Origin of the sequence: Streptomyces sp. NPDC006197 (assembly GCF_040613865.1) — a bacterium.
GTDB lineage: Bacteria > Actinomycetota > Actinomycetes > Streptomycetales > Streptomycetaceae > Streptomyces.
The window spans coordinates 1-24,703 of the sequence record NZ_JBEXSZ010000127.1 but is presented as its reverse complement, the minus strand read 5'-3'; the positions used below and the strand labels follow the sequence as shown (position 1 = coordinate 24,703).

Below are 24,703 nucleotides of genomic sequence, written 5' to 3'. Positions count from 1 at the left end.
TCACCGGTACGGCGGACCCGCGCGCACCCGCCCGCGTACGCTGTCCGGCGTGAACGCCAGCGACCGCACCCCTGCCGACCTGCTGCGATCCGCGCCCGCCGCTGACACCGCGCCCGTCGCCCAGCCCGCGCCCGTCGCCGCCGCGCCCCGCGTCGCCGCCCGCACCCGGCGGCATCGCCCGCCCCCGCGTCGTGCGCGACCTCCGGCGCGGAGACCTCCTGCGGACAGGCGGCCCGCACTTGCGTAGAAGCGCTCCCACCCGTCCTGATGCCGGTCTCCCCCGTCCTGATGCCGGTGTCGGCCGTCCCCGCCGTGGTGCCCAGAGCGTGCCCTTCGGCCTCCCTCCGTCGGTTCCCGGCCGATCCGTGCCTCTTTGTGAAAACCCGTATCCGCTGTGTGAAGGTCAGGCGTAAGCTCCGGCATATGCGGATTGCGGTTTCCCGGAGATCCTCAGCGGCATCCGGACCGGCGGAGGGAGAAGCCTGATGACCGACAGCGGCCCCGTCCTTCCCTGGCTCGTCATACGGCAGGACGACAACGGCAACCGCTACCGGGTGGGGCGGTACGCGACCAAGGACGAAGCCCAGAAGATCGCGGACAGTCTCGACGACCACGGGCACAAGCAGCTCTACTGGGTCGAGCGCATCGGCAGTCCCGCCCTCTGACCCCGGCGGGCGCCGTCCTGGCCGGACTACGCTCGCGCCCATGACGGAACGCACCACCGAACCCGCCGCGCCCCACGAGCACCACCGCGACTCCGGCCCCGGCCAGGGGGCCGGAGTCGTGGTCGTCGTCGCGGGCGCCCTGTACGACAGGGGGCGGCTGCTCGCCGCGCGCCGCAGCGCCCCCGTCGAGCTCGCCGGCCGCTGGGAACTGCCCGGCGGCAAGCTCGAACCGGGCGAGAGCCCGGAAGAGGCCCTGGTCCGTGAACTCCGCGAGGAGCTCGGCGTCGAGGTCGAGCCGGGCGAACGCCTCCCCGGCGAGTGGCCGCTGAAGCCCGGGTACGTCCTGCGGGTGTGGGCCGCCCGGCTGCTCTCCGGCGACCCGCGCCCCCTGGAAGACCACGACGAGCTGCGCTGGCTCTCGCGGGGCGAGCTGGACTCGGTCGACTGGCTCGACCAGGACCGCCCCGCCGTCGCCGAGGCCGCGCTGAGACTGCCGGCGGCCCCCGCCGACGGAGCGCGCGACTGAGTCCCTACGCCGTTCGTGCCACCGTGCGCCCGCTGACGCCCCCGGCGGGATATCCCGTCCCAAATAGCGGGTATGTCCAGAATGACCCCTTGGGAGGGGGCAGGGACCTTCCTGCTGACGCACGGCTGGGGAAGTGATCGGGTGTGATCGACACCGACGGCGACCGCGCGGAGTGGAACTTCCCGGCGGAGGCGAACGCCGTGCGTACGGCCCGCCACGCGGTGCGCGAGACCCTGCGTGCCTGGGAGCTCGACAAGGCCCTCGGTGATGTGACCGTCCTGCTGGTCAGCGAGCTGGTGACCAACTCGCTGCGGTACGCCTCCGGCCCCATCGGTGTCCGGCTCGTCCGTCCCCGCGGCGGCGGCCCCGACCCGGCGCAGCCGCCGACGCTCCTGGTGGAGGTCTCCGATCCGCTTCCGGATCCGCCGACCGAGCGGGCCCCGGGACCCGATGACGAAGGGGGCCGGGGCCTCGCGCTCGTGGCCTGTTCCGCTCGCCGCTGGGGAACCCGTAGAGGAAGGACGGGCAAAACCGTATGGTTCGAGCTGGCTCTCCCTGGTGAGTAAACAGGGTGGGACAACGATCACCGGTACTCGACCAGGGACGAACGAGACCACCCTGTGATCGTGAGCGTCGTGCCGTCGGGGCCTGCCGTATTGAATACTGCGGGCATGGCCGGTCCGGTGCGGTGAGCTGGAGGGGACGGTCGCGTGAGCGAGATACCTGAGACGACGAGTGGCGGCGTCGTGTGGCAGAGCAGCCCGCCCGGCTCCATCTATGACTACATCCGGGTGGCGTCCTTCTCGATCGGGCCCGACGGCCTCGTCGAGCAGTGGAGCCGAAGGGCCGTGGACCTCTTCGGGGTCACGGCGGAGGAGGCCAGGGGCAAGGACCCCGTCGAGGCCTTCATGCCCGCCGACCTGCGCGAGCGCGGCCACCGACGGGTCAAGGAGATCCTCGACGGCAAGGAGTGGACGGGCCTCGTCCCCTTCCGTATGCCCGGCGAGGACCGGCCCCGGGGCATCGCCGAGATGTACGTCATGCCGAGCGAGACCCAGACCGGGGAACGGGCCGCGCTGTGCATCGTCGTCGACGTGCGCGCCCTGCGCCGCATCGAGACCGACCTCGCCGCCTCCCAGGCGATATTCGGCCAATCACCCTTCGGCTTCCTTCTCTTCGGTACGGACCTCACCGTGAAGCGGGCCAACCGGCGCTTCGCCACCGTCTTCGGCGGCGAAGCCGACGACCACCGGGGCCGGACCGTCCACGACTACCTGGGCCGCGCCGAGGCCGACCGGATGACCGCCGCCCTCCGGAAGGTCCTGGAGACCGGCGAGTCCGTCACCGACTTCCAGATCGTCGGCGCCGCCCCCGGCGCCAGGGACCGCCGGCACTGGTCCATCAACCTCTACCGCGTGCACAGCGGCTCCGGCCGCCCGATCGGGGTCGCCGGACTCGGCATCGACGTCACCCGCCGGCACAACGCCGCCAGGGAGGCCGCCAGCGCCCGCCGCAACCTCGCCCTGCTCAACGAGGCCGGCGCCCGCATCGGCAACTCCCTCGACCTGGAGGCCACCGCCCGCGAGCTCCTCGACGTCGCCGTCCCCGGCTTCTGCGACCTCGCCTCCGTCGACCTCTACCAGGGCCTCCTCACCGGCGACGAGGCACCGCCCGGCCGCTGGGGGAACTCCCACGACGTCGGCTACGGGGCGGGCAGCGCCGAACTCCGCAGGGTCGCCTTCGCCAGCGCCGTCTCCGACACCCCCCTCAGGGCCGCCGAGGGACGCGGCCCGGGCAGCGGAGGCCCGGGCCCCGTACCCGACGAGGCCGGGCCCATCGAGGTCGGGGCCGTCCACCGCTACCCCTTCAACTCGCCCTGCGCCGGAGCCCTGCGCACCGGACGCATCCGGACGGTCCCGGGCTCCGACGGAGACCTCGCCCAGTCCACCCTGGTCGTCCCGATGACCGCCCACGACACCGTCGTCGGCCTCGTCCAGTTCTCCCGCGCCAAGGGCAGCGAGCCCTTCGGTGAGCGCGACCGGGCCCTCGCCGTCGAACTCGCCGCCCGCGCCGCCGTCTGCATCGACAACGCGCGCCTCTACCGCCGCGAGCACGAGCGGGCCCTCATCCTCCAGCGCAGCCTGCTCCCGCCCGGCGACCCCGAGGCCGCGGGCCTCGACATCGCCTGTCGCTACCTCCCCGGCACCGCCGCCACCGAGGTGGGCGGCGACTGGTTCGATGTCATCGAACTCCCCGGCCACCGCACCGCCCTCGTCATCGGCGACGTCATGGGCCGCGGCCTGCGCGCCGCCGTCGCCATGGGCGAACTCCGCACCGCCGTCCGCACCCTCGCCCAGCTCGACCTGGAGCCCGCCGAGGTCCTCTCCCACCTCGACGAGATCGCCCGCGGCCTGGGCGCCCCCATCGGCGCCCAGCAGTCCCGCGCCCACAAGAACCGGGGACCCGAACTCTCCGAGGTCTACCTCGCCACCTGCGTCTATGCCGTCTACGACCCGGTCACCCGCCGCTGCACCTTCGCCAACGCCGGGCACCTCCCGCCGGTGCTCGTCGAACCCGGAGAGGAGGCCATGCTCCTCGACGTACCCCCCGGCATGCCGCTCGGCGTCGGCGGGGAGCCCTTCGAGGAGGTCGAGGTGGAACTGCCCGAGGGCGCCCTCCTCGCCCTCTACACCGACGGGCTCGTCGAGTCCCGCGACCACCCCCTGGACGAAGGCCTGCAAGCGTTCCGGCGCGCCCTCACCGACCCGGCCCGCCCCCTGGAGGACGTCTGCGACCGGGTCCTCACCAGCCTGAACACCGGTCACGGCGAGGACGACATCGCCCTCCTCATGGCCAGGATCCAGGGGCTGCCCAGCGAGGCGGTCGGCGACTGGCAGCTGCCCAGGGAACCCCGCTCGGTCGGCCGGGCCCGCGAACTCGCCCGCGCCCAGCTCGCGGCCTGGGACCTCGAACCGCTCGTCGACACCGTCGAACTCCTCGTCAGCGAACTCGTCACCAACGCCCTGCGCTACGGCGAGGGCGAGATCCGGCTGCGCCTGCTGCGCGACCGCACCCTCGTCTGCGAGGTCTGGGACTCCGGCCTGGTCCAGCCGCGGCGCCGCAGGGCCCGGGACACCGACGAGGGCGGCCGCGGCCTCCAGCTCGTCGGGCTGCTCTCCGCCTCCTGGGGCTCCCGCCGCACCCCGCGCGGCAAGACCGTCTGGTTCGAACTGGCCCTGCCGGACGGCGAGGGAGCGGCGGAGCCCACGGTGGAGCAGCTCCTCAGCATGTTCTGAGACGCTTTCACGGAGGAGATCAGGCCTTGAGCGCGGCCAGCCGGGCCTCGATCTCGGCGCTGTCGCCGAGCGCGTCCAACTGCTCGAACTGGGCGTCCAGGGAGGAGGCGGCGAGCTCCTGCTTCCCCAGGGCCCGGGCCTCCTCCCGGCGCACCTTGTCCTCGAAGCGGCTCAGCTCGCTCGTCGGGTCGAGCACGTCGACGCTCCGCACGGCGTCCATCATGCGGTTCTGCGCCCGGGCCGACGTCGCGCGGGCCACCAGCTCGTCCCGCTTGGCCTTCAGCTCGTCCAGTTTCGCCCTCATCCGGTCGAGCCCCGTCCTGAGCTTCTCCACCACGTCGGTCTGCGCGGCGATCGTCGGCTCCGCCGTCCGCGCCTCCTTCTCCGACTGGAGCTGGCGGCCCAGCGCGACCTTCGCCAGGTTGTCGAAGCGGTCCGCCTCCGCCGTCCGCCCACCGCTCCGCAGCTCGTCCGCCTTGCGGCTCGCGGCGAGGGCCTTGTCGCCCCACTCCTTCGCCGCGGCCACGTCCTCCCGATGGTCCTGCTCCATCAGCCGGAGGTTGCCGATGGTCGCGGCCACCGCCTCCTCCGCCTCCGCGATGTTGTTCGCGTAGTCGCGGATCAGCTGGTCCAGCATCTTCTGGGGGTCCTCCGCCTGGTCGAGGAGGGCGTTGATGTTGGCCTTCGCCAGCTGGGTGACCCGGCCGAGAATGGTCTGCTTGCTGCTCATGCTCGTTCTCCTTGCGTACGAGGGGACAGGACGGCGCGTACGAGGGGACAGGACGGCGCGTACGAGGGGACAGGACGGCGCGTACGAGGGGGCGGCGCGGCCCTCCTCAGAAGCGGCCTCCGCCGCCCAGTCGGCCGCGCGTGCCGCTGCCGCCGAAGCTGCCGGGCCCGCCGCCGAAACCTCCGCCCCCGAAACCGCCCCGGTGGCCGCCCCCGCCGCCTCCCCGGCCACCGCCGAACAGCCCGCCGAGGACGATGCCGCCGAGCACCGCACCGCCGAGGCCGCCGCCACCGCTTCCGCCCACCCCCGTCACACCGCCCAGGCCGTTCGGATTCCCGTACGTGCGGACGTCCTGCTCGGCGAGGTCCTGGGCGCGCCGGGCCAGCGCGTCCGCCTGCTGCGCCTCCACCAGGGCCGTCTGCGGGTCGTCGGCGTCGGCGAGCGACCGCGCCTCCTCCCAGCGGCGCCGGGCCTCGGCGAGGCGCGTACGGGCCTCGCTGCCCACCGCGCCCCGGTGCGTGGTGATGTAGTCGGACGCCGCCCCGATCGCCGAACGGGCCGTCAGCATCACCTGATCGAGGAGCACGCGGGCGCGTCGCGTCCCCGACTCGCGCTCCCGCGCGCCCTCCAGCGCCTCGTCGAGCGCCGCGTCGGCCTCCTCCACCCGGCGCAGGGCGTCGATCGGGTCGTACCGCCCGGCGTCCACCCCGCGCCGCACCTCGGCGGCCACCGACTCGGCGCGGGCGATCCGGCCCTGGAGATCGGCCGTGGGCACCCCCTCGGCAGTCCCCTTCAACAGCCCGCGGGCCTCCGCGAGGTCCGCGTCCGTCTCCGCGAGCGCGCCCGTCAGCTTCCCCCCGGCCTCGGCCAGGTCCCGCGCCCGCCGGTCCACCGCCTCGATCAGCCGGGCCGCCTGGTCCACGGCGCCCTCGGCGGCCCGGATGTGCACGGCGGCCCCGCCGTTGTCACCGGTGTCGATCAGCTGGCGGGCCTGGTTGACGTGGGTCGTCGCGAACACGAGCCGGTCCTTGGCCTGCTCGACGTCGCCGGCGACGGGCGCGGCCGCCGTCCCGGCGTACCGCTCGCGCATCGCGGTCAGCGCCGCCTCGGCCGTCCCGATCCGCCCGGTCTGCTCGCGGAAGGCCGCCTCCACCGCGGCCAGCGCCTCCGGGGCCGTGCGCTCCAGGGCCCGGAGCCGGTCGAAGTCCTCCGTCTCGGCGTCGAGACGCGCGTTCGCCTCGGCGCAGCGGCGGAGGATCTCGTCCAGCATGGCCCGGCGGGTCGGGTCGTCCTCGGGGAAGGAGTCGTCGAGCTTCTGCCGCAGCCGGAACGAGGCCGTCAGCTGCTCCTCGGCGAAGCCGACCGCCTCGGTGAAGGGGCGCACCGCCTCCTCGCCGAACTGGGCGGACGCGAAGCCGAGTTCCTCCTGGCTGGTGCGGACGGCGTCGTCGGTGGCGACCAGCGTCCGGCGGGCCTCCCCGTCGAGCTCGTCCAGGGACGGCGGCGCGGTCTCCTTCGGAGGGCGCAAGCCCTGCCCGCCCCGTGGCGTGGTGCGGGTCTCGGTCCGGCGCCGCCGCTTGGTGTACGCGTAGGCCGCCACGGCTCCCGCGCCGCCGACGAGGACCAGGGGCAGGACGAGGTCGGTCGCCGAGGTGCCGCCGTCGGCCGTGGCGCCGGGGTCGGCGGGCCCGGGGGTGAGCGTCGGGACGGGGACGGGCCGGCCGGCGAGGACGGCGGCGTAGCCGTTCGCCGCGCCGACGGCGGCGCCTGCCCAGTCGTTCTGTCTCAGGGCCGGTTCGATCGCGGTCCGCGCGACCTCGTCGAGCTGGGCCTGGGTGAAGCGGGAGCCGGGGTCGGCCGAGTAGCCGTACCGCCGGTCGTGGGTGGCGACGGCGAGCAGGACGTCGCCGAGGCCGAGCGCGTTGCGCTCCGCGGTGGCGTCGGCCCAGTCCTGGCCCGAGCGTCCGGAGAAGTCCCGTACGTAGACGACGAAGAGCTGGACGCGCCGGTCGTCGTAGAGCCGGTCGAGGGCCTGGACCACGGAGGCGCGGCGGTCGCCGAGGGCGCCGACCCGGTCGGTGATCTGCCCGTCCCGGGACAGGACGACGGGGTCGTCGGCGTGGGCGGCGCCTACGGCGGGCACGAGGAGCCACCACGCCGCCACCAGCACCGCGACAAGGGCTCGGGTGGCTATTCGTGTCACAAAGGGGAGGTTATGTCCGCGTATGCCTGCCCGCGACCGGACCTGTGCTGCCTGAAACCGTTCCCCCCGCCCGAGCGTCACTGTCAGTAGTCACCGTTACGGTGGTTTCCAGTGACGCGACGGCTCTTGGGGGGCTCGGGTGGACGGACGGCTGAGGCGTGTGTGGCGGCGGGGGCGCTGGTGGGTCCTCGGCCTCGTCCTGCTGCTCGTGGTGCCCCCGCTCTTCGGGGCCCTGGCCCTGCGCGTCAGCTACACGGGAGACCTCAGGGACGACGCGAGGACCCGCGGCAAGGACGCCTTCTGGATCGGGCACGCCTGGGTCGACGGACGGAAGAAGGACGCCGACCTCGCGGCCCTCGCCGCGCGGCTGAAGGACAGCGGGATACGCGACCTGTACGTGCACGCCGGGCCCCTGGAGCACGACGGCACCCTGCCGGCGGCGAAGTACCCCCGCGCCAGGTGGCTGGTCGACGGGGTGCACCGCGCGATGCCCGGGATACGGGTGCAGGCCTGGCTGGGCGACGTCCTGGCCACCGAAGGGCCCGTGGGGCTGCGCCTGGAGGACGCCGGGTCGCGCCGCGCCGTGGTGGGCTCGGCCCGGCAGGTCCTCGACGCGGGCTTCGACGGGGTCCACTTCGACCTGGAGCCGCTGCACTCCGACGACCGGGACTACCTCTCCCTCCTGGACGACCTCGGGGAGCTGACCCGGGCCCGCAAGGTCCCGCTCTCGGTCGCCGCCCACCAGATCGACCCGCTGCCGGGCGCCCACACGGCGCTCGGCGCGGTCAGCGCCAACGGCAGCGAGAAGTGGTGGTCGCAGGAGTTCTTCGGCGAGGTCGCCCGGCGCGTCGACCAGATCGCCGTCATGTCGTACGACACCTGGATGCCGCTGGAGAGCCTGTACGGCGGGTACGTCGCCCAGCAGACGGCCCTCGCCCTCGAAGTGACGCCCGAGACCACGGACCTGCTCATGGGCCTCCCGTTCTTCCACGAGGACGACCTCGGCCACCACGAGGACGCGGAGACGGTCGCCGCGGCCGTCAAGGGCGCGCGGCTCGGCCTCGGCCGCACCGACCCCGGCCGCAAGAGGTTCGGCCTCGCGCTGTACGTCGACTTCGCGGCGGAGGAGGGGGACTGGGCGGCCTACCGCGCGGGCTGGCTCTGAGCGAGAGGGACGAGGGGGCCCGAGGACCGGGGCGGGACCGGGCGGAGGAGGATGGTGCCGAGCGGCCCGGGCGGGCCGTCACCGAGGGGGAGTACGCCATGACCAGCCGTCTGCTGATGCCGGTCCGCACCCGTGACGCGGAAGCGCCCGCGCGGGAGGTGCCCGGGTCCACCCGGCCCACTCCGATCCTGGACCTGGAGCATCCGCTCGTGACCGGGCTCGTGGCCCGGGTGCTGCGTGAGTCCGAGGCGCGGGGAGCGGTCACCGACCGCGCCCGGCTCCAGGTGGCGCACGGCATCCTCGTCACGGCCGTGCGACCGGTGTACTCCGTCGAGGACCGGCGCCGGGTCTCGCGCACGCTGCGGCTCGGGCGCGGCTCGTGCAGCCAGCGGATGGCGGTCCTGGAGGCGGTGGCCCGGTCCCTGGGCGTGGAGACCCGGGTGCGCGGTCTGCTCGTCGACGGCACCTTCTGGTACCCGAGGTTCCCGAAGCTCCGCGCGTTCGTCCCGGAGGAGGTCCTGCTGGCCTGGCCGGAGTTCCACCTCGAAGAAACAGCGGGCGCCGGCTGGGTGCCGATCGCCGAGCTGTTCACCGCCCTCGCGCCGGACGGGCACGGGGGCGGGTTCACCAACTCCGGGGCGGAGACGCTCTTCGAGGCCGTGGCCCGGACCACCGTCGACTGGGACGCGCCGGCCGCGTGCGCCGGATCGGCCCCCTGCGACCTCTCCGCCCACCTCCGTACGGACCTCGGCCGCTTCTCCTCGCGCGACGAGCTGTTCGACCTCCACGGGCAGACCCTGTGCCGCCCCGCCCGCACCCTCGCCGAGCCGGTCCTCGGCCGCTGGAGCGCGGGCGCGGCGGCCTGAGGTCAGGCCCCGGGGCGCGCCGGTCCGGCTTCAGGCCTTCCGCCGCCCGATCGTCTTCCCGAGCCAGACCAGCGGGTCGTACTTCCGGTCCACGACCCGCTCCTTCATCGGGATCAGGGCGTTGTCGGTGATCCGGATGGACTCCGGGCAGACCTCGGTGCAGCACTTGGTGATGTTGCAGTAGCCGAGGCCGTGCTCCTCCTGTGCGGTCCGCCGCCGGTCGAGCCCGGCCTCCTCCGCCGCGTCCAGGGGGTGCATGTCGAGCTCCGCGATCCGCATGAGGAAGCGGGGCCCGGCGAAGGCCTCCTTGTTCTCCTCGTGGTCCCGCACCACATGACAGGTGTCCTGGCACAGGAAGCACTCGATGCACTTCCGGAACTCCTGCGAGCGCTCGACGTCCTCCTGCTTCATCCGGTACTCGCCGGGGCCGAGCCCGGCGGGCGGGACGAACGCCGGGATCTCCCGGGCCTTCGCGTAGTTGAAGGAGACGTCCGTGACCAGGTCGCGGACGACGGGGAAGGCCCGCATCGGGGTGACGGTGACCACCTCGTCCCGCGTGAAGACCGACATCCGGGTCATGCACATCAGCCGGGGCCGGCCGTTGATCTCGGCCGAGCACGACCCGCACTTGCCCGCCTTGCAGTTCCAGCGGACGGCCAGGTCGGGGGTCTGGGTGGCCTGGAGCCGGTGCACGATGTCGAGGACCACCTCGCCGTCGTGCACCTCGACGGTGTAGTCGGTGAGCTCCCCGCCGTCGGCGTCGCCGCGCCAGATCCGGAAGTGGGCCTGATACGTGCTCATGCGTCCAGCTCCTCCTCCGCCAGGTACTTCGCCAGCTCCTCCTTCTCGAAGAGGGCGAGCAGATCGGGCCTGATGGGCTCGGTGCGCACCCGCTCCAGGACGATTCCGCCGTCCTCGGCCCGGCAGAGCAGGTTCACCGGGCGCCACGACCGCTCCATCGCGGGCCGGTCCTCGCGGGTGTGCCCGCCCCGGGACTCGGTGCGCTCCAGGGCGGCCCGGGCGACGCACTCGCTGACCAGCAGCATGTTCCGCAGGTCGAGGGCGAGGTGCCAGCCGGGGTTGAACTGCCGGTGACCCTCGACCGCGATCCGCCCGGCCCGCTCCCGCAGCGCGGCGATCCGCGCCAGGGCCTCGACCATCTCGCCCTCCCGCCGGATGATCCCGACGAGGTCGTTCATCGTCTGCTGGAGCTCCTGGTGGAGCGTGTACGGGTTCTCCGCGGGCCCGTCCCGGAACGGGGCCAGCGCCTCCGTCCGCGCCGCCTCCACCGCCTCCTCGCCGACCTCGGCGGTCGCCGCCCCCGCCGCGTACCCCGCCGCGTGCAGCCCGGCCCGGCGTCCGAAGACCAGCAGGTCGGAGAGGGAGTTCCCGCCGAGCCGGTTGGAGCCGTGCATGCCGCCCGCGACCTCGCCGGCCGCGAAGAGCCCGGGCACCCCGACCGTGGCGGCCGTCTCGGAGTCGACTGCGACGCCGCCCATCACGTAGTGGCAGGTCGGCCCGACCTCCATCGCCTCGGCCGTGATGTCGACGTCCGCCAGCTCTTTGAACTGGTGGTACATCGAGGGCAGCCGGCGCCGGATCGTCTCCGCCGGCATCCGGGTCGACACGTCCAGGAACACCCCGCCGTGCGGGGAGCCGCGCCCCGCCTTCACCTCGGCGTTGATGGCCCGCGCCACCTCGTCGCGCGGCAGCAGCTCGGGCGGGCGCCGGTTGTGGTCGGGGTCCTCGTACCAGCGGTCGCCCTCCTCCTCCGACTCGGCGTACTTCTCCTTGAAGACGTCGGGGACGTAGTCGAACATGAAGCGCCGGCCCTCGGAGTTCCGCAGCACCCCGCCGTCGCCGCGTACGGACTCGGTGACCAGGATCCCCTTCACCGACGGCGGCCAGACCATGCCGGTCGGATGGAACTGCACGAACTCCATGTTCACCAGGGGCGCCCCCGCGAGCAGGGCCAGCGCGTGGCCGTCGCCCGTGTACTCCCAGGAGTTCGAGGTCACCTTGAAGGACTTGCCGATGCCGCCGGTCGCGAGGACGACCGCGGGCGCCTCCAGGACGAGGAAGCGCCCGCTCTCCCGCTCATAGCAGAAGACCCCGGCGACCCTTCCGGCACCGTCCTTGAGGATCCGGGTGACGGTGAACTCCTGGAAGACCTTCAGGCGCGCCTCGTGGTCGCCGGTCTCCCGGTGGTCCTCCTGCTGGAGTGCGACCACCTTCTGCTGGAGGGTCCGCAGCAGTTCGAGGCCGGTGCGGTCGCCCACGTGCGCGAGCCGGGGGTACTCGTGGCCGCCGAAGTTGCGCTGCGAGATCCGGCCGTCCGGGGTCCGGTCGAAGAGCGCGCCCCAGGTCTCCAGCTCCCAGACCCGCTCGGGGGCCTCCTGGGCGTGCAGCTCGGCCATCCGCCACTGGTTGAGGAACTTCCCGCCGCGCATGGTGTCCCGGAAGTGCGTCTTCCAGTCGTCGTGCTCGTTGGCGTTCGCCATGGAGGCGGCGATGCCGCCCTCGGCCATCACCGTGTGCGCCTTGCCGAAGAGGGACTTGCAGATGACGGCGGTGCGCGCGCCGGCCCGGCGCGCCTCGATCGCGGCCCGCAGTCCGGCGCCGCCCGCGCCGACCACGACCACGTCCCACCGCTGCCGTTCCACGGAGCTCACAGGACTCATGTCAGAAGAACCTCGGGTCGTCGAAGGCGCCGGTGGCGAGCAGGTACACGTACAGGTCGCAGACGGCGACGCTGATCAGCGACGCCCAGGCGAGTTGCATGTGACGCCGGTTCAGGCGTCCCACCCAGGTCCACAGCCGGTAGCGGACGGGGTGCTTCGAGAAGTGCTTCAGACGGCCGCCGACGATGTGTCGGCAGGAGTGGCAGGAGAGGGTGTACGCCCAGATCAGGATGATGTTGACGAGGAAGACCAGCGTCCCGAGTCCGGCGTGGCCCCAGGCGTAGCCGGTGTCCCGGAAGGTCAGGGCGGTGTCGTACGTGAGGACCCCGGCGACCGGCAGCGCCGCGTAGAAGAAGTACCGGTGGAGGTTCTGCAGGAGCAGCGGGAAGCGGGTCTCGCCGGTGTACGTGCGGTGGGGTTCGGAGACCGCGCAGGCCGGGGGAGCCGCCCAGAACCCCCGGTAGTACGCCTTGCGGTAGTAGTAGCAGGTCAGCCGGAAGCCCAGCGGGAAGACGAGGATCAGCAGGGCGGGGGAGAGCCCCCACCAGCTGCCGAAGACCTCCCAGTTCGGTCCGCCGCGCATGGGGACGCAGTTCTCCGCGAGGCAGGGCGAGTAGAACGGGGAGACGTAGGGGGCGGAGTAGTAGTCGGCGTTCGCGAACGCCCGCCAGGTCGAGTACGCGACGAAGGCGAGCAGACCGACCGCGGTGGCGGCGGGGGAGAGCCACCAGCGGTCGGTGCGCAGATGGCGGGCGGCGATGGCGGCGCGCCCCGGGGAGCGCACCCCCGTCGCGGCCCTGTGGCTCGTCGGGGGTTCTGTACCTGTGGCCAACAGGGCCTCCTCGGCTCTACGGCGCGTGGCGGTCGCGTGCTCCCAGGCCCTCGTCGTCGACGTCGGTCCACTTCCCGGCGTCGTACGGGGCGTCGGGGATGGTCACCATGCTCGCGGCGCGGCCGGAGGCGGTCGCGGGAGGCGCGGTCTGCCCCGTCCCGACGCGGCGTTCCAGCTCTTCGACCGTGTGTTCCAGGTCCTGCAAGCGGCGCTTGACGGCCGCCAGATCGTCCTGAACGGACATGGTTGCCCTCACCTTCGTGAGTGTCGCGCGTCACATCCCGCTTGGGAAGTCGTGTGCACGGGTGGTTGGGCCGCACGAGTGGGGTTTGCCGGTCGCGCCGCCGTGTCGCCGTGGCCGAATCCGGTCCGTCCTTTTCAGTGTATGAGCAATAGGTCTGATCATCTCCAAATGGAATAAATCTGGACGAAGGGGTACAAGTCATGTCCCAGATCGGCGCCCCTCGCGGGAGGACATGCTCCAGGAGCCCCCGCTCCCGCACGCTCCGCTCCGTCGCCACCTTCACCAGCGCGGTCCTCGCCGTCACCGTCCTCGCCGGCTGCAGCTCCGGCGACGAGACCGACGAGGCCCCCGTCGCGGCCCAGGACAACGCGCCCGCGGCACGCGACCGGGTCGCCGACGGCGGCACCCTCCGCTGGGCGGTCGACGCGCTGCCCACCACGCTCAACACCTTCCAGGCCGACGCCGACGGCACCACCTCGCGCATCGCCGGAGCCGTGCTCCCCTCCCTCTACACGCTCGACGAGCGCGGCCGCCCGCGGATCGACCCCGACTACCTGGAGTCCGCGCAGGTCATCGAGACCGAGCCCAAGCAGGTCGTCCTCTACAAGCTCAACCAGCAGGCGGTGTGGAGCGACGGCCGCGAGATCGGCGCCCCGGACTTCGTGGCCCAGTGGCGCGCGCTGAGCGGCCGCGACACCGCGTACTGGACCGCCCGCAACGCCGGCTACGAGCGGATCGAGAAGATCGAGCGGGGCAAGAACGACCTGGAGGTGCGGGTCACCTTCGCCAAGCCCTACGCCGACTGGCAGTCCCTCTTCACGCCCCTCTACCCCAAGCAGGTGATGGGCTCCCCGAACACCTTCAACGACGGGGCGCGCACCGCCCTCAAGGCCACTGCAGGACCGTTCCTGCTCAAGGCGATCGACCGGAAGAGCGGCGACGTCACCCTCACCCGCAACCCCCGCTGGTGGGGGCAGCAGGCCAAGCTCGACCGCCTCGTCCTCAAGGCCGTCCCCCGCGCGGACCGGGCCGACGCGCTCGCCGCGGGCAGCCTCGACCTGGCCGAGATCGACCGGTCCACCGCCGAGCGGATCTCCCTCGCCCTCCGGGACGCCCGCGCCGGCCGGAACGGCGCCCAGGCCGCCCTCGCCCACGGCCCCGGCGCCGCGATCACCCCCTCCAAGGCCCTGCGGTCCTGGGCCCTCGCCCACGGCTCCGACGACGCGAAGGCGGCGGAGGTCAAGGCCGCCCGCAAGAAGAACCAGGAGGCGATCGACCGGTACGCGAGCGCCCAGGACTCCCTGGCGAAGTACGTGGTCCGCAAGTCCCTGGAGCCCGCCTACACCCAGCTCTCGCTGAACGGAGAGTCCGGCCCGCTGGCCGACGAGCGGGTCCGGCGCGCGGTGGCCCGCGCCATCAACCGCCAGGAACTGGCCGAATCTGTACTGAAGCCCCTCGGCCTCCCCGCGAAGCCCCCCGGCAGCCACCTCGCCCTCGCGGGCCAGGCGGCGTACGCGGACAGCAGCGACGCGCTCGGCGACCAGGACACCAAGGAGGCGCAGGCGCTCCTCGCCGACGCGGGCTGGGTCCCGGGCGGCGCGCTCCGGAAGCCCGCCGGCACCAAGGCGGGCAGCGAGTCCGAGGAGGGGGACTCCGAGAAGAAGGACTCCGAGAAGGAGAAGAAGGAGGCGGAGAAGAAGGACGGGGGCTCCACCGACGCCAAGAAGAGGAACGACGACACCGCCTCCGACGAGGGCCTCTACATCGTCGGCGACGACAAGCCCGGCGACCGCCGTGCCGCCCCCGCCATCGGCGCGAACGGCCCCGAGAACGGCACCGGCACCCTCGCCCCGGCCCCCGACGCCGCCCGCCAGAGCGCCGCGCTCCTCGCCCGCGCCGAGGCCCTCGACACCGGAACCGGCTCCGGTGCGCGCGCCGCCCAGTCGGTCGCCAAGCCGGACCACGGGATGGCCGGCGCCTACGCCCCGCGCGGCACCGCCGCCCCCGCGACCGCCCCCGACGCCGCCAAGGCCCTCGGCAAGGACGGCAAGGCCCTCAGCCTCCGCTTCGTCCTGCCGTCCGGGCCCGGTTCCGAGTCGCTGCGGGCGGTCGGGGACCGGATCGTCCGGATGCTCGACGCGGTCGGGATCCGCACCGAGGTCACCAAGGTCTCCGACGACAGCTTCTTCAAGGACCACGTGGCCTCGGGCGACTACGACCTGGCCCTCTACTCCTGGCCGGCCTCCGCCTTCCCGGCGACCGACGCCCGCCCGATCTTCGCCAAGCCCGAGCCGGCCTCGGACGGCTCGCTCCTCGTCGAGCAGAACTACTCCCGGGTCGGCACCGACCGCATCGACCAGCTGTTCGACCAGGCGGCGGGGACGCTCGACGAGGAGGAGGCCCGCGAGCTGGTGCGCCAGGCCGACGCCCGGATCTGGGCCGCGGCCGGATCGATCCCCCTCTACCAGCGTCCGCAGCTCGTCGCCGCCAGGGCCGATCTCGTGAACGCCGGGGCCTGGGGGCTCGCCACCCCCCGCTACCAGGACATCGGCTTCAAGAAGCCCGAATCCTCCAACGGCGCCGAACGAAACCGCTGAAACCCCTGGTCACAACCTCAGAAGCAGCTCAATTTCCTTGCCCGCCGGTGATCCCGGCGGGCAGGATCGCGTCGGCCCCTTGACCCGGTCGCACGACCCCCCCGCACGGCCCCCCACACCCTTGAAAACCCTCAGGACTACCACTCGGATCTTGGCCGGGGAAGCCCCTTGCACGGCAGCCCCGTACCATAGGACATAGCCGTGGCGCGTCCGCCCGGCGGGCGTACGAGGAACTGACGCCGCATCCCACGATCCGAGAGAAGCGCAAGCACCCATGCCCACGCGCCACGACATCCGTAACGTCGCCATCGTCGCCCACGTCGACCACGGCAAGACGACCATCGTCGACGCCATGCTCAAGCAGGCCGGTGCCTTCGCCGCCCACCAGCAGCTCGACGACCGCATGATGGACTCGAACGACCTGGAGCGTGAGAAGGGCATCACGATCCTCGCCAAGAACACGGCGGTGAAGTATCACCCCAAGGACGGCGGGGCCCCGATCACCATCAACATCATCGACACCCCCGGCCACGCCGACTTCGGTGGCGAGGTCGAGCGCGGTCTGTCGATGGTGGACGCGGTCGTCCTCCTGGTGGACGCCTCCGAGGGTCCGCTCCCGCAGACCCGCTTCGTGCTGCGCAAGGCCCTCCAGCAGCGCAAGCCCGTCATCCTCTGCATCAACAAGACGGACCGCCCGGACTCCCGCATCGACGAGGTCGTCAACGAGACCTACGACCTCTTCCTCGACCTGGACGCGGACGAGGACCAGATCGAGTTCCCGATCGTCTACGCCTGCGGCCGTGACGGCGTCGCCTCGCTGACCAAGCCGGAGGACGGCACGGTCCCGGCGGACTCCACCAACCTGGAGCCGTTCTTCTCCACCATCCTGGAGCACGTCCCGGCCCCGGTGTACGACGAGGACGCGCCGCTCCAGGCCCACGTCACCAACCTGGACGCCGACAACTTCCTCGGCCGCATCGCGCTGCTCCGCGTCGAGCAGGGCGAGCTGCGCAAGGGCCAGACGGTCGCGTGGATCAAGCGGGACGGCACGATCTCCAACGTCCGCATCACCGAGCTGATGATGACCGAGGCGCTCACCCGCAAGCCGGCCGAGGTCGCCGGCCCCGGTGACATCTGCGCCGTCGCCGGCATCCCCGACATCATGATCGGCGAGACGCTTGCCGACCCGGAGAACCCGATCGCGCTGCCGCTGATCACGGTCGACCAGCCCGCCATCTCGATGACCATCGGTACGAACACCTCGCCGCTCGTCGGCCGCGGCGGCACCGGCAAGGGCGCGGACGCCAAGTCCGCGGTCAAGGACCGCAAGGTCACCGCCCGCCAGGTCAAGGACCGTCTGGACCGCGAGCTCATCGGCAACGTCTCGCTCCGCGTCCTCGACACCGAGCGTCCGGACGCCTGGGAGGTCCAGGGCCGTGGTGAGCTCGCGCTCGCCATCCTGGTCGAGCAGATGCGCCGCGAGGGCTTCGAGCTCACCATCGGCAAGCCGCAGGTCGTCACCAAGATCGTCGACGGCAAGGTCCACGAGCCGGTCGAGCGTCTGACGGTCGACGTGCCCGAGGAGCACATGGGCGCGGTCACGCAGCTCATGGGCGTCCGCAAGGGCCGCATGGACAACATGTCGAACCACGGCTCCGGCTGGGTCCGCATGGAGTTCGTCGTTCCGTCCCGTGGCCTGATCGGCTTCCGTACGGAGTTCCTGACCAACACCCGCGGCACGGGCATCGCCCACTCGATCCACGAGGGCCACGAGCCGTGGTTCGGCACCCTGACCACCCGTAACAACGGCTCCCTGGTCGCCGACCGCGCGGGTGCGGTCACCGGCTTCGCGATGACCAACCTCCAGGAGCGCGGCGTCCTCTTCGTGGACCCGGGCACCGAGGTGTACGAGGGCATGATCGTCGGTGAGAACTCGCGCTCCGACGACATGGACGTGAACATCACCAAGGAGAAGAAGCTCACCAACATGCGCTCCTCCTCCGCCGACTCCTTCGAGGCGATCGTCCCGCCGCGCAAGCTCTCCCTGGAGCAGTCGCTGGAGTTCTGCCGCGACGACGAGTGCGTCGAGGTCACCCCGGAGGCCGTGCGCATCCGCAAGGTCGTCCTGGACCAGAAGGAGCGCGGTCGTTCCGCTTCCCGCGCCAAGAACGGCTGAGCCGACTGAACGCACCGCACGCCCGGCCGGAATCTTCCGGCCGGGCGTGCGGCGTTGTGGAGGGGTGCGTCCCCGGGTCCGGCCGGGTAGGCAGTACCGCTAGGCGTACGAGGCGAGGCTGCCGGCCGGGACGGAGGTGCCGCGTCGTGCCCGCGTACAGGACGTACTCGCCGCGCTGGGTCAGGCGGTGGGCGACGGAGGCCGTGATGCTGGTGACGACCTGTGCACGGACGGTCTTGGTCGGTGTGGCGGTGCGGCGGTGCGGCCCGTGGTCACCGGGCCGAACGGGAGTCTTGCGGCCCGCGGGACGGACGGGACAGGATTTTGAGCAACTTCTCAGCTTCGCGGGGGAGTTGAGGCAACGCCTCCGCTTTCCGGCCCGCCGCGGAGGTTGGGGCGGAGGACCCGGCCGAGTCAAGCCCGTTTTCCCGTGGAGGTGTCCGGCTTTCGGACGTCACTCTCCGGTACGTGCGCCAACAGTCCGTTTCGGGCGTGTCTGTCTGTGATTGCTTTGTCCGGATTTCGGTCCTCACGGCCTTGGTGATGTTGTCAAAACGAGACCACTTAAGTGTGGTTTACAGCCCGGGCGTACTTAATAGTTGGCTCCATTGAGCTCGGGTCAATGGGTCACGCACTGTGGGGAGTGCCGACTCACGAGCACACTCGGGGCACTTGGATCCTCGCCGTCAGGGGTGTCGGCGAATCCTGAAGTGCCCCTCTCGTAGTGACAAGTGGACTCATGAGGAGGAACCCATGCGCGGTGCCAAGAGCGCCAAGTGGGTAGTGGGCGCGATCGTCGTCGCCCTGGCAGCGACCGCCTGCGGCGGGGGCAACGACGACAAGGGCAGCGATGCCAAGGGCGGCGGCACGTTCCGCATGGGCATCACCGAGCCCACCGCCATCGACCCGGTGAACGCCCAGGAGTCCGAGGGCATGGTCATTGCCCGCGCCCTGTTCACCCAGCTCTACGACGTCTCCGTCGACGGCAAGCTGATCCCGAAGCTCGCCGAGTCCGGCACGTCCGCGGACGGCAAGACCTGGGTCTTCAAGATCAAGGCCGGCACCAAGTTCACCAACGGTGAGGTCGTCGACGCCGAGGCGTTCATCCGCGGCTGGACCCGTGTCGCGGCCAAGGCCTCCGCCTCCGACGTCTCGTACCACATGGCCGGCATCAAGGGCTACGACGCCCTGAAGGGCGGCAAGTCCGACAAGTTCGCCGGTCTGTCGGCCCCGGACGCCAACACCCTGAAGGTCGAGCTGGACAAGGCCGACTTCGAGTTCGACAAGAAGACCGCCCACGCGGCCTTCAGCCCGGTCCCGAAGGTCGCCGGCGCCGGTGACAACAAGGCGTTCAACGACGCCCCGATCGGCAACGGCCCCTTCAAGATGAAGGGCAGCTGGAACCACAACCAGTCCATCAGCCTCGTCCGTAACGACGCTTACGGCCTGGAGAAGGCCAAGCTGGACGGCGTCGAGTTCAAGATCCTGAACCCGGCCAACGGTTCCCAGCTGGAGTACACCGGCTTCCAGTCGGGCGAGTTCGACTACGCCCGTATGCCCACGCCGCAGCTGCCGGTGGCCAAGGCCAAGTTCGAGCCGCAGGGCCAGTGGTACTCGGCCGACTTCTCCGGCATCAACTACCTGGTCGTCTTCAACCAGAACGCGCCGTTCAACAACCCGGACGCGCGCAAGGCGATCTCCTACGCGATCGACCGCGAGGCCATCGCCAAGTCCGTCTTCCAGGGCATGCAGAAGCCGGCCACGGCCTTCCTGCCGCCGTCCTTCGGTGCCGAGTACCAGGAAGGCGTCTGCTCCACCTGCGTCAAGCAGGACAAGGCCAAGGCCAAGGAGTTCGCCGCCAAGGGCGGTCTGAAGCCGGGCACCGTCGTCAACTTCGGCTACAACACCGGTGCGGGCCACGAGGAGTGGGTCCAGGCCGTCGCGCAGCAGCTGAAGGACGTCCTCGGCGTCGAGGTCAAGCTGGACGGCAAGCCGTTCAAGGAGGCCCTGGCCACCCAGCAGGAGAAGAAGACCTCCGGTCTGTGGCGTTCGGCGTGGACCGCCGACTACCCGACCGCGGACAACTTCCTCGCCCCGCTGCTGAGCACCGCGGGCATCGGTGAGGACCCGGCGACCGGCAAGGCGCAGGGCGACAACCGCAGCCGCTACTCGAACCCGAAGTTCGACGAGCTGCTGGACCAGGCCCGCCAGGAGAAGGACGCCGCCAAGCGTGCCGAGCTCTACAAGCAGGCCGAGAAGCTGGCGATCGACACCGACCAGGCCGTCGTCCCGCTGTGGCAGCGCACCCAGTACCGTCTGGTGAACACCAAGAAGTTCGACGGCATCAAGATGGACTTCTTCGAGGACCCGACCCTCGCGGAGATCTCGCTCAAGAAGTAAGAGCCTCCTCTTGGCAGGTAGGCGAAGGCCGTGGGGGCGGAGTCACTTCTTCTCCCCCCACGGCCTTCGCCGAGTCCCGGCGCGCCCCTGTCTTCGGTTCCTCAGGCGCCCGGATGCGGCCCCGCTCTCCCGATCGGACGACGCGGCCGCCCACCCCCACGCTCAGTATGTGAAGGAGGCATCGTGGGCAGATATGTGATCCGTCGACTCGGGCAGATGATCGTCGTCCTCTTCGGTGCGACCGTCGTTCTCTTCTGCACCTTGTTCATCCTGCCCGGCGACCCCGTGGGTTCCCTCGGTGGCGACAAGGCCCGTGACCCGGCCGTGGTGGCAGAACTCAGAGAGCGCTACGGTCTGAACGACCCCCTCCCGGTCCAGTACGGGAACTTCGTCAAGAACCTGGCGCAGGGCGATCTCGGTGAGGACTTCACCCAGCGCCGTCCGGTGACGGAGATCCTGCAGCCGAAGCTGGCGAACACCGCCAAGCTCGCCATCGCGGCCATCCTCATCGACATCGTGATCGGTGTGCTGGCCGGCCTGATCGCGGCGCTGTTCAGGTATTCGTTCTGGGACGTGTTGATCACGCTGCTCACCACGTTCGCGGTCGGCTTCCCGTCGTTCGTCATCGGCATGGTGCTGCAGAAGTTCTTCGTCGTGGACCTGGGCCTGTTCCCGCTGATCTCCGACGGCACGCTCAACTCCATGATCCTGCCCGCCTTCACGCTGGCCATCCTCGACGCGGCCCTGGTCGCCAGGCTCATGCGTGGCACCATGCTCGAAGTGCTGCGGGCCGACTACGTCAAGACGGCGGTCGCCAAGGGGCTGCCTCGTCGGACCGTGCTCCTCAAGCACGTCATGCGCAACTCGATCATCCCTGTGGTCACGTACCTGGGTATCTCCTTCGGCACGCTCCTGGGCGGCGCCCTGATCACCGAGGCGATCTTCAACTGGGACGGCATCGGCCTCGCCCTTGTCCAGGCGGTCCAGCAGCAGAACAACCCGATCATCATCGGCGTGGTGACCTTCGGCGTCGCCGTGTTCGTTCTGCTCAACCTGATCGTCGACCTGTTGTACGCGGTTCTCGACCCGCGTATCCGTCTCGCCTGATCCCAGGCAGCCCCTTCTAGGAGTCACACCCATGACCGAGCTCACCAAGAGCGACGCGGGGGCGGGGACCGCTCAAACGGCGGCCGTGCCTGCCGAGGCCGAGCCCGCGATCAAGCGGATCACGCAGTGGGGCGAGATCCGCCACCGCTTCATGGCCAACAAGCTGGCGGTCGTCGGCCTGATCATCGTCGGCCTGCTCCTCTTCGCGGCCGCGTTCGCGCCGCTGCTCGCTCCGTACGACCCGCTCCACCAGGACCTCGAGAACACGCTCGCCTCCCCGGGCGGGGGGCACCTGCTGGGCACCGACGCACTCGGCCGCGACCAGCTGTCCCGCATCATCTACGGCGCCCGGATCGCCGTCATCATCGGTCTCGCCTCGATCTTCCTGGCGTGCCTGATCGGCATCGTCATCGGCGCCCTGGCCGGCTACTTCGGCAAGGCCATCGACTCGGTGCTGATGCGCGTCGCCGACGTGTTCTTCGCCTTCCCGCTGCTGATCGGCGCCATCGTCATCATCATCGTGATGGGCCGCGGCGTCGCCCCGGTGGTCATCTCACTGGCGGTCTTCTCCTGGCCGACGGTCTCCCGGCTGCTGCGCAGCTCGATCCTGTCGGTCCGCGAGGCGGACTACGTGCTGGCCGCCCGCGCCCTCGGCGCCGGCACCACCCGGATCATCGTCCGCCACATCATCCCCAACTCGATCGCCGCCGTCATGGCCTACGCCGCCTTCAGCGTCGGCAGCGCGATCGTGGCCGAGGCCGCACTGTCCTTCCTGGGCGTCGGCGTCAGCCCGGAGGTCGCGGAGTGGGGCAACATGCTCTCCGCCGGCCGTGACTTCCTCGGGGTCAAGGACTACCTGTGGGTCTACCCGTCCATCGCGATCGTCCTGACGGTCCTTGGTTTCGTTTTCGTCGGTGACGGGCTGCGCGACGCCCTTGACCCGAAGCTGCGCTGAGAGGGCGGCTCCACACCATGACTACTTCCCACGTCACCGCCGACGTGCCCGCACAGCGCGGCGCGGACGACGAGACGCCCGTGCTCGAAGTGCGCGACCTGCATGTCGAGTTCAAGACCCGCGAAGGCATCGTCAAGGCGGTCAACGGCGTCAACTACAGCGTCAAGGCCGGCGAGACCCTCGCCGTCCTCGGCGAGTCCGGCTCCGGCAAGTCCGTGACCGCCCAGGCGATCATGGGCATCCTCGACTCGCCCCCCGGGCGGGTCGCCAAGGGCGAGATCCTCTTCCAGGGGCAGGACATCCTCCGGCTCCCGGAGGCCGAGCGGCGCAAGCTGCGCGGCCCCAAGATGGCGATGATCTTCCAGGACGCGCTCTCCTCGCTGAACCCGGTCTTCTCCGTCGGCAACCAGCTCGGCGAGATGTTCCGCGTCCACCAGGGCATGTCCAAGAAGGACGCGAAGGCCAAGGCCATCGAGCTGATGGACCGGGTGAAGATCCCGGCCGCCAAGAGCCGGGTCGGCGACTACCCGCACCAGTTCTCCGGCGGCATGCGCCAGCGCATCATGATCGCCATGGCGCTGGCCCTGGAGCCGGACCTGATCATCGCGGACGAGCCCACCACCGCTCTCGACGTGACGGTCCAGGCCCAGGTCATGGACCTGCTCGCGGACCTCCAGCGCGAGTACAACATGGGCCTGATCCTGATCACCCACGACCTCGGCGTGGTCGCCGACGTCGCGGACAAGATCGCGGTCATGTACGCGGGCCGGATCGTCGAGCAGGCCCCGGTCCACGAGCTGTACAAGCGCCCGGCGCACCCGTACACCCGCGGTCTGCTGGACTCGATCCCGCGTCTGGACCAGAAGGGGCAGGAGCTCTACGCGATCAAGGGCCTGCCGCCCAACCTGCTGAAGCCGCCGACCGGCTGCGCCTTCAGCCCGCGCTGCCCCAAGGCGCAGGACATCTGCCGTACCGAGCTGCCGCCCCTCGTGCCGGTGAGCGAACAGGACGGCACCGAGCTGGTCGGCCGTGTCAGCGCCTGCCATTTCTGGAAGGAGCAGATCCATGGCTGAGCCCATCAAGAAGGACGAGGCCGCCGTGGGTGAGGCCGCGATCGAGGCCGCCATCGACCGGAAGGTCGACAAGGGGGAGCCGATCCTCCAGGTCCGCAATCTGGTCAAGCACTTCCCGCTGACCCAGGGCATCCTCTTCAAGAGGCAGGTCGGCGCGGTCAAGGCCGTCGACGGCGTCTCCTTCGACCTGCACCAGGGCGAGACCCTGGGCATCGTCGGCGAGTCCGGCTGCGGCAAGTCCACCGTCGCCAAGCTGCTGATGCTGCTGGAGACCGCCACCGCCGGCGAGGTCTTCTACAAGGGCCAGGACATCACCAAGCTGTCCGGGCGCGCGCTGAAGGCTGTCCGCCGCAACATCCAGATGGTCTTCCAGGACCCGTACACCTCGCTGAACCCGCGCATGACGGTCGGCGACATCATCGGCGAGCCCTTCGACATCCACCCCGAGGTGGCCCCGAAGGGCGACCGGCGCCGCAAGGTGCAGGAGCTGCTCGACGTCGTCGGTCTGAACCCGGAGTACATCAACCGGTACCCGCACCAGTTCTCCGGCGGTCAGCGCCAGCGCATCGGCATCGCCCGAGGCCTCGCGCTCAACCCGGAGATCATCATCTGCGACGAGCCGGTCTCGGCCCTGGACGTCTCCGTCCAGGCGCAGGTCATCAACCTGATGGGGAAGCTGCAGGACGAGTTCAACCTCTCCTACATCTTCATCGCGCACGACCTGTCGATCGTCCGGCACATCTCCGACCGCGTCGGCGTCATGTACCTCGGCAAGATGGCCGAGATCGGTACGGACGAGCAGATCTACGAGCACCCGACGCACCCGTACACCCAGGCGCTGCTCTCCGCGGTGCCGGTGCCGGACCCGGAGACCCGCGAGCACCGCGAGCGGATCATCCTCACCGGTGACGTCCCCTCGCCGGCCAACCCGCCGTCGGGCTGCAGCTTCCGCACCCGCTGCTGGAAGGCGCAGGAGAAGTGCTCGCAGGAGGCCCCGGTCCTCGCGATCCCGGAGCGCTTCAAGGGCGAGGACACCCCGGCCGCCCACTTCTCGGCGTGCCACTTCGCCGAGGAGAAGCAGGTCGTCCCGGTGCACTGACGCACCGAATGCAGAAGGGCGCCCCCGTTCCGTACGTACGGAACGGGACGTGCGCGGTGGGCGGGTTGTCGCGCAGGCCGTGGTCGGG

General features: G+C 71.1%; 19 protein-coding genes. 13 read left to right on the top strand and 6 right to left on the bottom strand.

Annotated features, from left to right (window positions below; all coding sequences use genetic code 11):
* Positions 1–485: 485 nt before the first annotated feature.
* The 4 genes from ABZ318_RS30410 (at position 486) to ABZ318_RS30395 (ending at position 4,487) form a co-directional block, all read left to right on the top strand.
* Positions 486–665 carry an SPOR domain-containing protein gene (locus ABZ318_RS30410; RefSeq protein ID WP_356905664.1) on the top strand — a complete coding sequence of 60 codons (180 nt, stop codon included), beginning with the start codon at positions 486–488 and terminating at the stop codon, positions 663–665.
* A gap of 40 nt (positions 666–705) precedes the next feature.
* On the top strand, positions 706–1,191 hold the full coding sequence (locus tag ABZ318_RS30405; protein ID WP_356905663.1) for a (deoxy)nucleoside triphosphate pyrophosphohydrolase: 486 nt from the start codon (positions 706–708) through the stop codon (positions 1,189–1,191).
* Positions 1,192–1,334: 143 nt separating this feature from the next.
* Positions 1,335–1,757, top strand: coding sequence for an ATP-binding protein (locus ABZ318_RS30400; RefSeq protein WP_356905662.1), 423 nt, complete (start codon positions 1,335–1,337; stop codon positions 1,755–1,757).
* A gap of 144 nt (positions 1,758–1,901) precedes the next feature.
* Entirely contained in the window at positions 1,902–4,487 is a 2,586-nt protein-coding gene (locus tag ABZ318_RS30395; protein WP_356905661.1) for a SpoIIE family protein phosphatase, read from the top strand.
* Between the two features lie 19 nt (positions 4,488–4,506).
* Here ABZ318_RS30395 and ABZ318_RS30390 read toward each other — a convergent pair whose 3' ends face one another.
* Positions 4,507–5,217 carry a PspA/IM30 family protein gene (locus ABZ318_RS30390; RefSeq protein ID WP_356905660.1) on the bottom strand — a complete coding sequence of 237 codons (711 nt, stop codon included), beginning with the start codon at positions 5,215–5,217 and terminating at the stop codon, positions 4,507–4,509.
* 106 nt (positions 5,218–5,323) lie between these two features.
* The gene (locus tag ABZ318_RS30385) at positions 5,324–7,420 is read right to left on the bottom strand and encodes a TPM domain-containing protein (RefSeq protein ID WP_356905659.1); all 2,097 of its coding nucleotides are present in this window, start codon (positions 7,418–7,420) and stop codon (positions 5,324–5,326) included.
* A gap of 139 nt (positions 7,421–7,559) precedes the next feature.
* On the opposite strand from ABZ318_RS30385, the gene ABZ318_RS30380 reads away from it, so the two are divergent.
* Together ABZ318_RS30380 and ABZ318_RS30375 are read left to right on the top strand one after the other, a co-directional pair.
* The gene (locus tag ABZ318_RS30380; protein WP_356905658.1) at positions 7,560–8,585 is read left to right on the top strand and encodes a hypothetical protein; all 1,026 of its coding nucleotides are present in this window, start codon (positions 7,560–7,562) and stop codon (positions 8,583–8,585) included.
* A 98-nt stretch (positions 8,586–8,683) separates the two neighbouring features.
* Positions 8,684–9,451, top strand: coding sequence for a transglutaminase domain-containing protein (locus ABZ318_RS30375; RefSeq protein ID WP_356905657.1), 768 nt, complete (start codon positions 8,684–8,686; stop codon positions 9,449–9,451).
* A 30-nt stretch (positions 9,452–9,481) separates the two neighbouring features.
* Here the strand turns inward: ABZ318_RS30375 and ABZ318_RS30370 are convergent, their stop codons facing one another.
* Genes ABZ318_RS30370 through ABZ318_RS30355 form a run of 4 tightly spaced genes read right to left on the bottom strand, consistent with a single transcriptional unit; the run spans position 9,482 to position 13,208 of the window.
* Complete coding sequence (locus ABZ318_RS30370) at positions 9,482–10,252, bottom strand: succinate dehydrogenase/fumarate reductase iron-sulfur subunit (protein ID WP_356905656.1); 771 nt, start codon at positions 10,250–10,252, stop codon at positions 9,482–9,484.
* A complete protein-coding gene (locus ABZ318_RS30365; RefSeq protein ID WP_356905665.1) occupies positions 10,249–12,123 on the bottom strand; it encodes a fumarate reductase/succinate dehydrogenase flavoprotein subunit in 1,875 nt (624 codons plus the stop codon). The genes ABZ318_RS30370 and ABZ318_RS30365 overlap by 4 nt, the downstream gene beginning before the upstream one ends.
* A gap of 10 nt (positions 12,124–12,133) precedes the next feature.
* Entirely contained in the window at positions 12,134–12,964 is an 831-nt protein-coding gene (locus ABZ318_RS30360; RefSeq protein ID WP_356905655.1) for a hypothetical protein, read from the bottom strand.
* A gap of 16 nt (positions 12,965–12,980) precedes the next feature.
* Positions 12,981–13,208, bottom strand: coding sequence for a hypothetical protein (locus ABZ318_RS30355; protein ID WP_356905654.1), 228 nt, complete (start codon positions 13,206–13,208; stop codon positions 12,981–12,983).
* A 200-nt stretch (positions 13,209–13,408) separates the two neighbouring features.
* On the opposite strand from ABZ318_RS30355, the gene ABZ318_RS30350 reads away from it, so the two are divergent.
* The 7 genes from ABZ318_RS30350 to ABZ318_RS30320 all read left to right on the top strand — a co-directional run bounded on the left by ABZ318_RS30350 (position 13,409) and on the right by ABZ318_RS30320 (position 24,615).
* Positions 13,409–15,805: an ABC transporter family substrate-binding protein gene (locus tag ABZ318_RS30350; protein WP_356905653.1), complete on the top strand. Its 2,397-nt coding sequence runs from the start codon at positions 13,409–13,411 to the stop codon at positions 15,803–15,805.
* A 274-nt stretch (positions 15,806–16,079) separates the two neighbouring features.
* Positions 16,080–17,981 (top strand): translational GTPase TypA, encoded by a 1,902-nt coding sequence (gene typA / locus ABZ318_RS30345; protein ID WP_356905651.1) that lies wholly within the window; start codon positions 16,080–16,082, stop codon positions 17,979–17,981.
* 753 nt (positions 17,982–18,734) lie between these two features.
* Positions 18,735–20,381, top strand: coding sequence for a peptide ABC transporter substrate-binding protein (locus ABZ318_RS30340; protein WP_356905650.1), 1,647 nt, complete (start codon positions 18,735–18,737; stop codon positions 20,379–20,381).
* Positions 20,382–20,564: 183 nt separating this feature from the next.
* Positions 20,565–21,488: an ABC transporter permease gene (locus ABZ318_RS30335; RefSeq protein ID WP_356905649.1), complete on the top strand. Its 924-nt coding sequence runs from the start codon at positions 20,565–20,567 to the stop codon at positions 21,486–21,488.
* A gap of 31 nt (positions 21,489–21,519) precedes the next feature.
* Entirely contained in the window at positions 21,520–22,443 is a 924-nt protein-coding gene (locus ABZ318_RS30330; protein ID WP_356905648.1) for an ABC transporter permease, read from the top strand.
* 17 nt (positions 22,444–22,460) lie between these two features.
* On the top strand, positions 22,461–23,516 hold the full coding sequence (locus ABZ318_RS30325; RefSeq protein ID WP_356905647.1) for an ABC transporter ATP-binding protein: 1,056 nt from the start codon (positions 22,461–22,463) through the stop codon (positions 23,514–23,516).
* Positions 23,509–24,615 carry a dipeptide ABC transporter ATP-binding protein gene (locus tag ABZ318_RS30320; RefSeq protein ID WP_356905646.1) on the top strand — a complete coding sequence of 369 codons (1,107 nt, stop codon included), beginning with the start codon at positions 23,509–23,511 and terminating at the stop codon, positions 24,613–24,615. The genes ABZ318_RS30325 and ABZ318_RS30320 overlap by 8 nt, the downstream gene beginning before the upstream one ends.
* The last annotated feature ends 88 nt before the right edge of the window (positions 24,616–24,703 follow it).

Excerpts from the sequence above, each read along its gene's own strand:
- ABZ318_RS30340 (WP_356905650.1), top strand. The coding sequence starts at position 18,735 with ATGCGCGGTGCCAAGAGCGCCAAGTGGGTAGTGGGCGCGATCGTCGTC.
- ABZ318_RS30370 (WP_356905656.1), bottom strand. The coding sequence starts at position 10,252 with ATGAGCACGTATCAGGCCCACTTCCGGATCTGGCGCGGCGACGCCGAC.
- ABZ318_RS30355 (WP_356905654.1), bottom strand. The coding sequence starts at position 13,208 with ATGTCCGTTCAGGACGATCTGGCGGCCGTCAAGCGCCGCTTGCAGGAC.
- ABZ318_RS30410 (WP_356905664.1), top strand. The coding sequence starts at position 486 with ATGACCGACAGCGGCCCCGTCCTTCCCTGGCTCGTCATACGGCAGGAC.
- ABZ318_RS30375 (WP_356905657.1), top strand. The coding sequence starts at position 8,684 with ATGACCAGCCGTCTGCTGATGCCGGTCCGCACCCGTGACGCGGAAGCG.
- ABZ318_RS30320 (WP_356905646.1), top strand. The coding sequence starts at position 23,509 with ATGGCTGAGCCCATCAAGAAGGACGAGGCCGCCGTGGGTGAGGCCGCG.
- ABZ318_RS30325 (WP_356905647.1), top strand. The coding sequence starts at position 22,461 with ATGACTACTTCCCACGTCACCGCCGACGTGCCCGCACAGCGCGGCGCG.
- typA (WP_356905651.1), top strand. The coding sequence starts at position 16,080 with ATGCCCACGCGCCACGACATCCGTAACGTCGCCATCGTCGCCCACGTC.
- ABZ318_RS30405 (WP_356905663.1), top strand. The coding sequence starts at position 706 with ATGACGGAACGCACCACCGAACCCGCCGCGCCCCACGAGCACCACCGC.
- ABZ318_RS30350 (WP_356905653.1), top strand. The coding sequence starts at position 13,409 with ATGTCCCAGATCGGCGCCCCTCGCGGGAGGACATGCTCCAGGAGCCCC.
- ABZ318_RS30330 (WP_356905648.1), top strand. The coding sequence starts at position 21,520 with ATGACCGAGCTCACCAAGAGCGACGCGGGGGCGGGGACCGCTCAAACG.
- ABZ318_RS30390 (WP_356905660.1), bottom strand. The coding sequence starts at position 5,217 with ATGAGCAGCAAGCAGACCATTCTCGGCCGGGTCACCCAGCTGGCGAAG.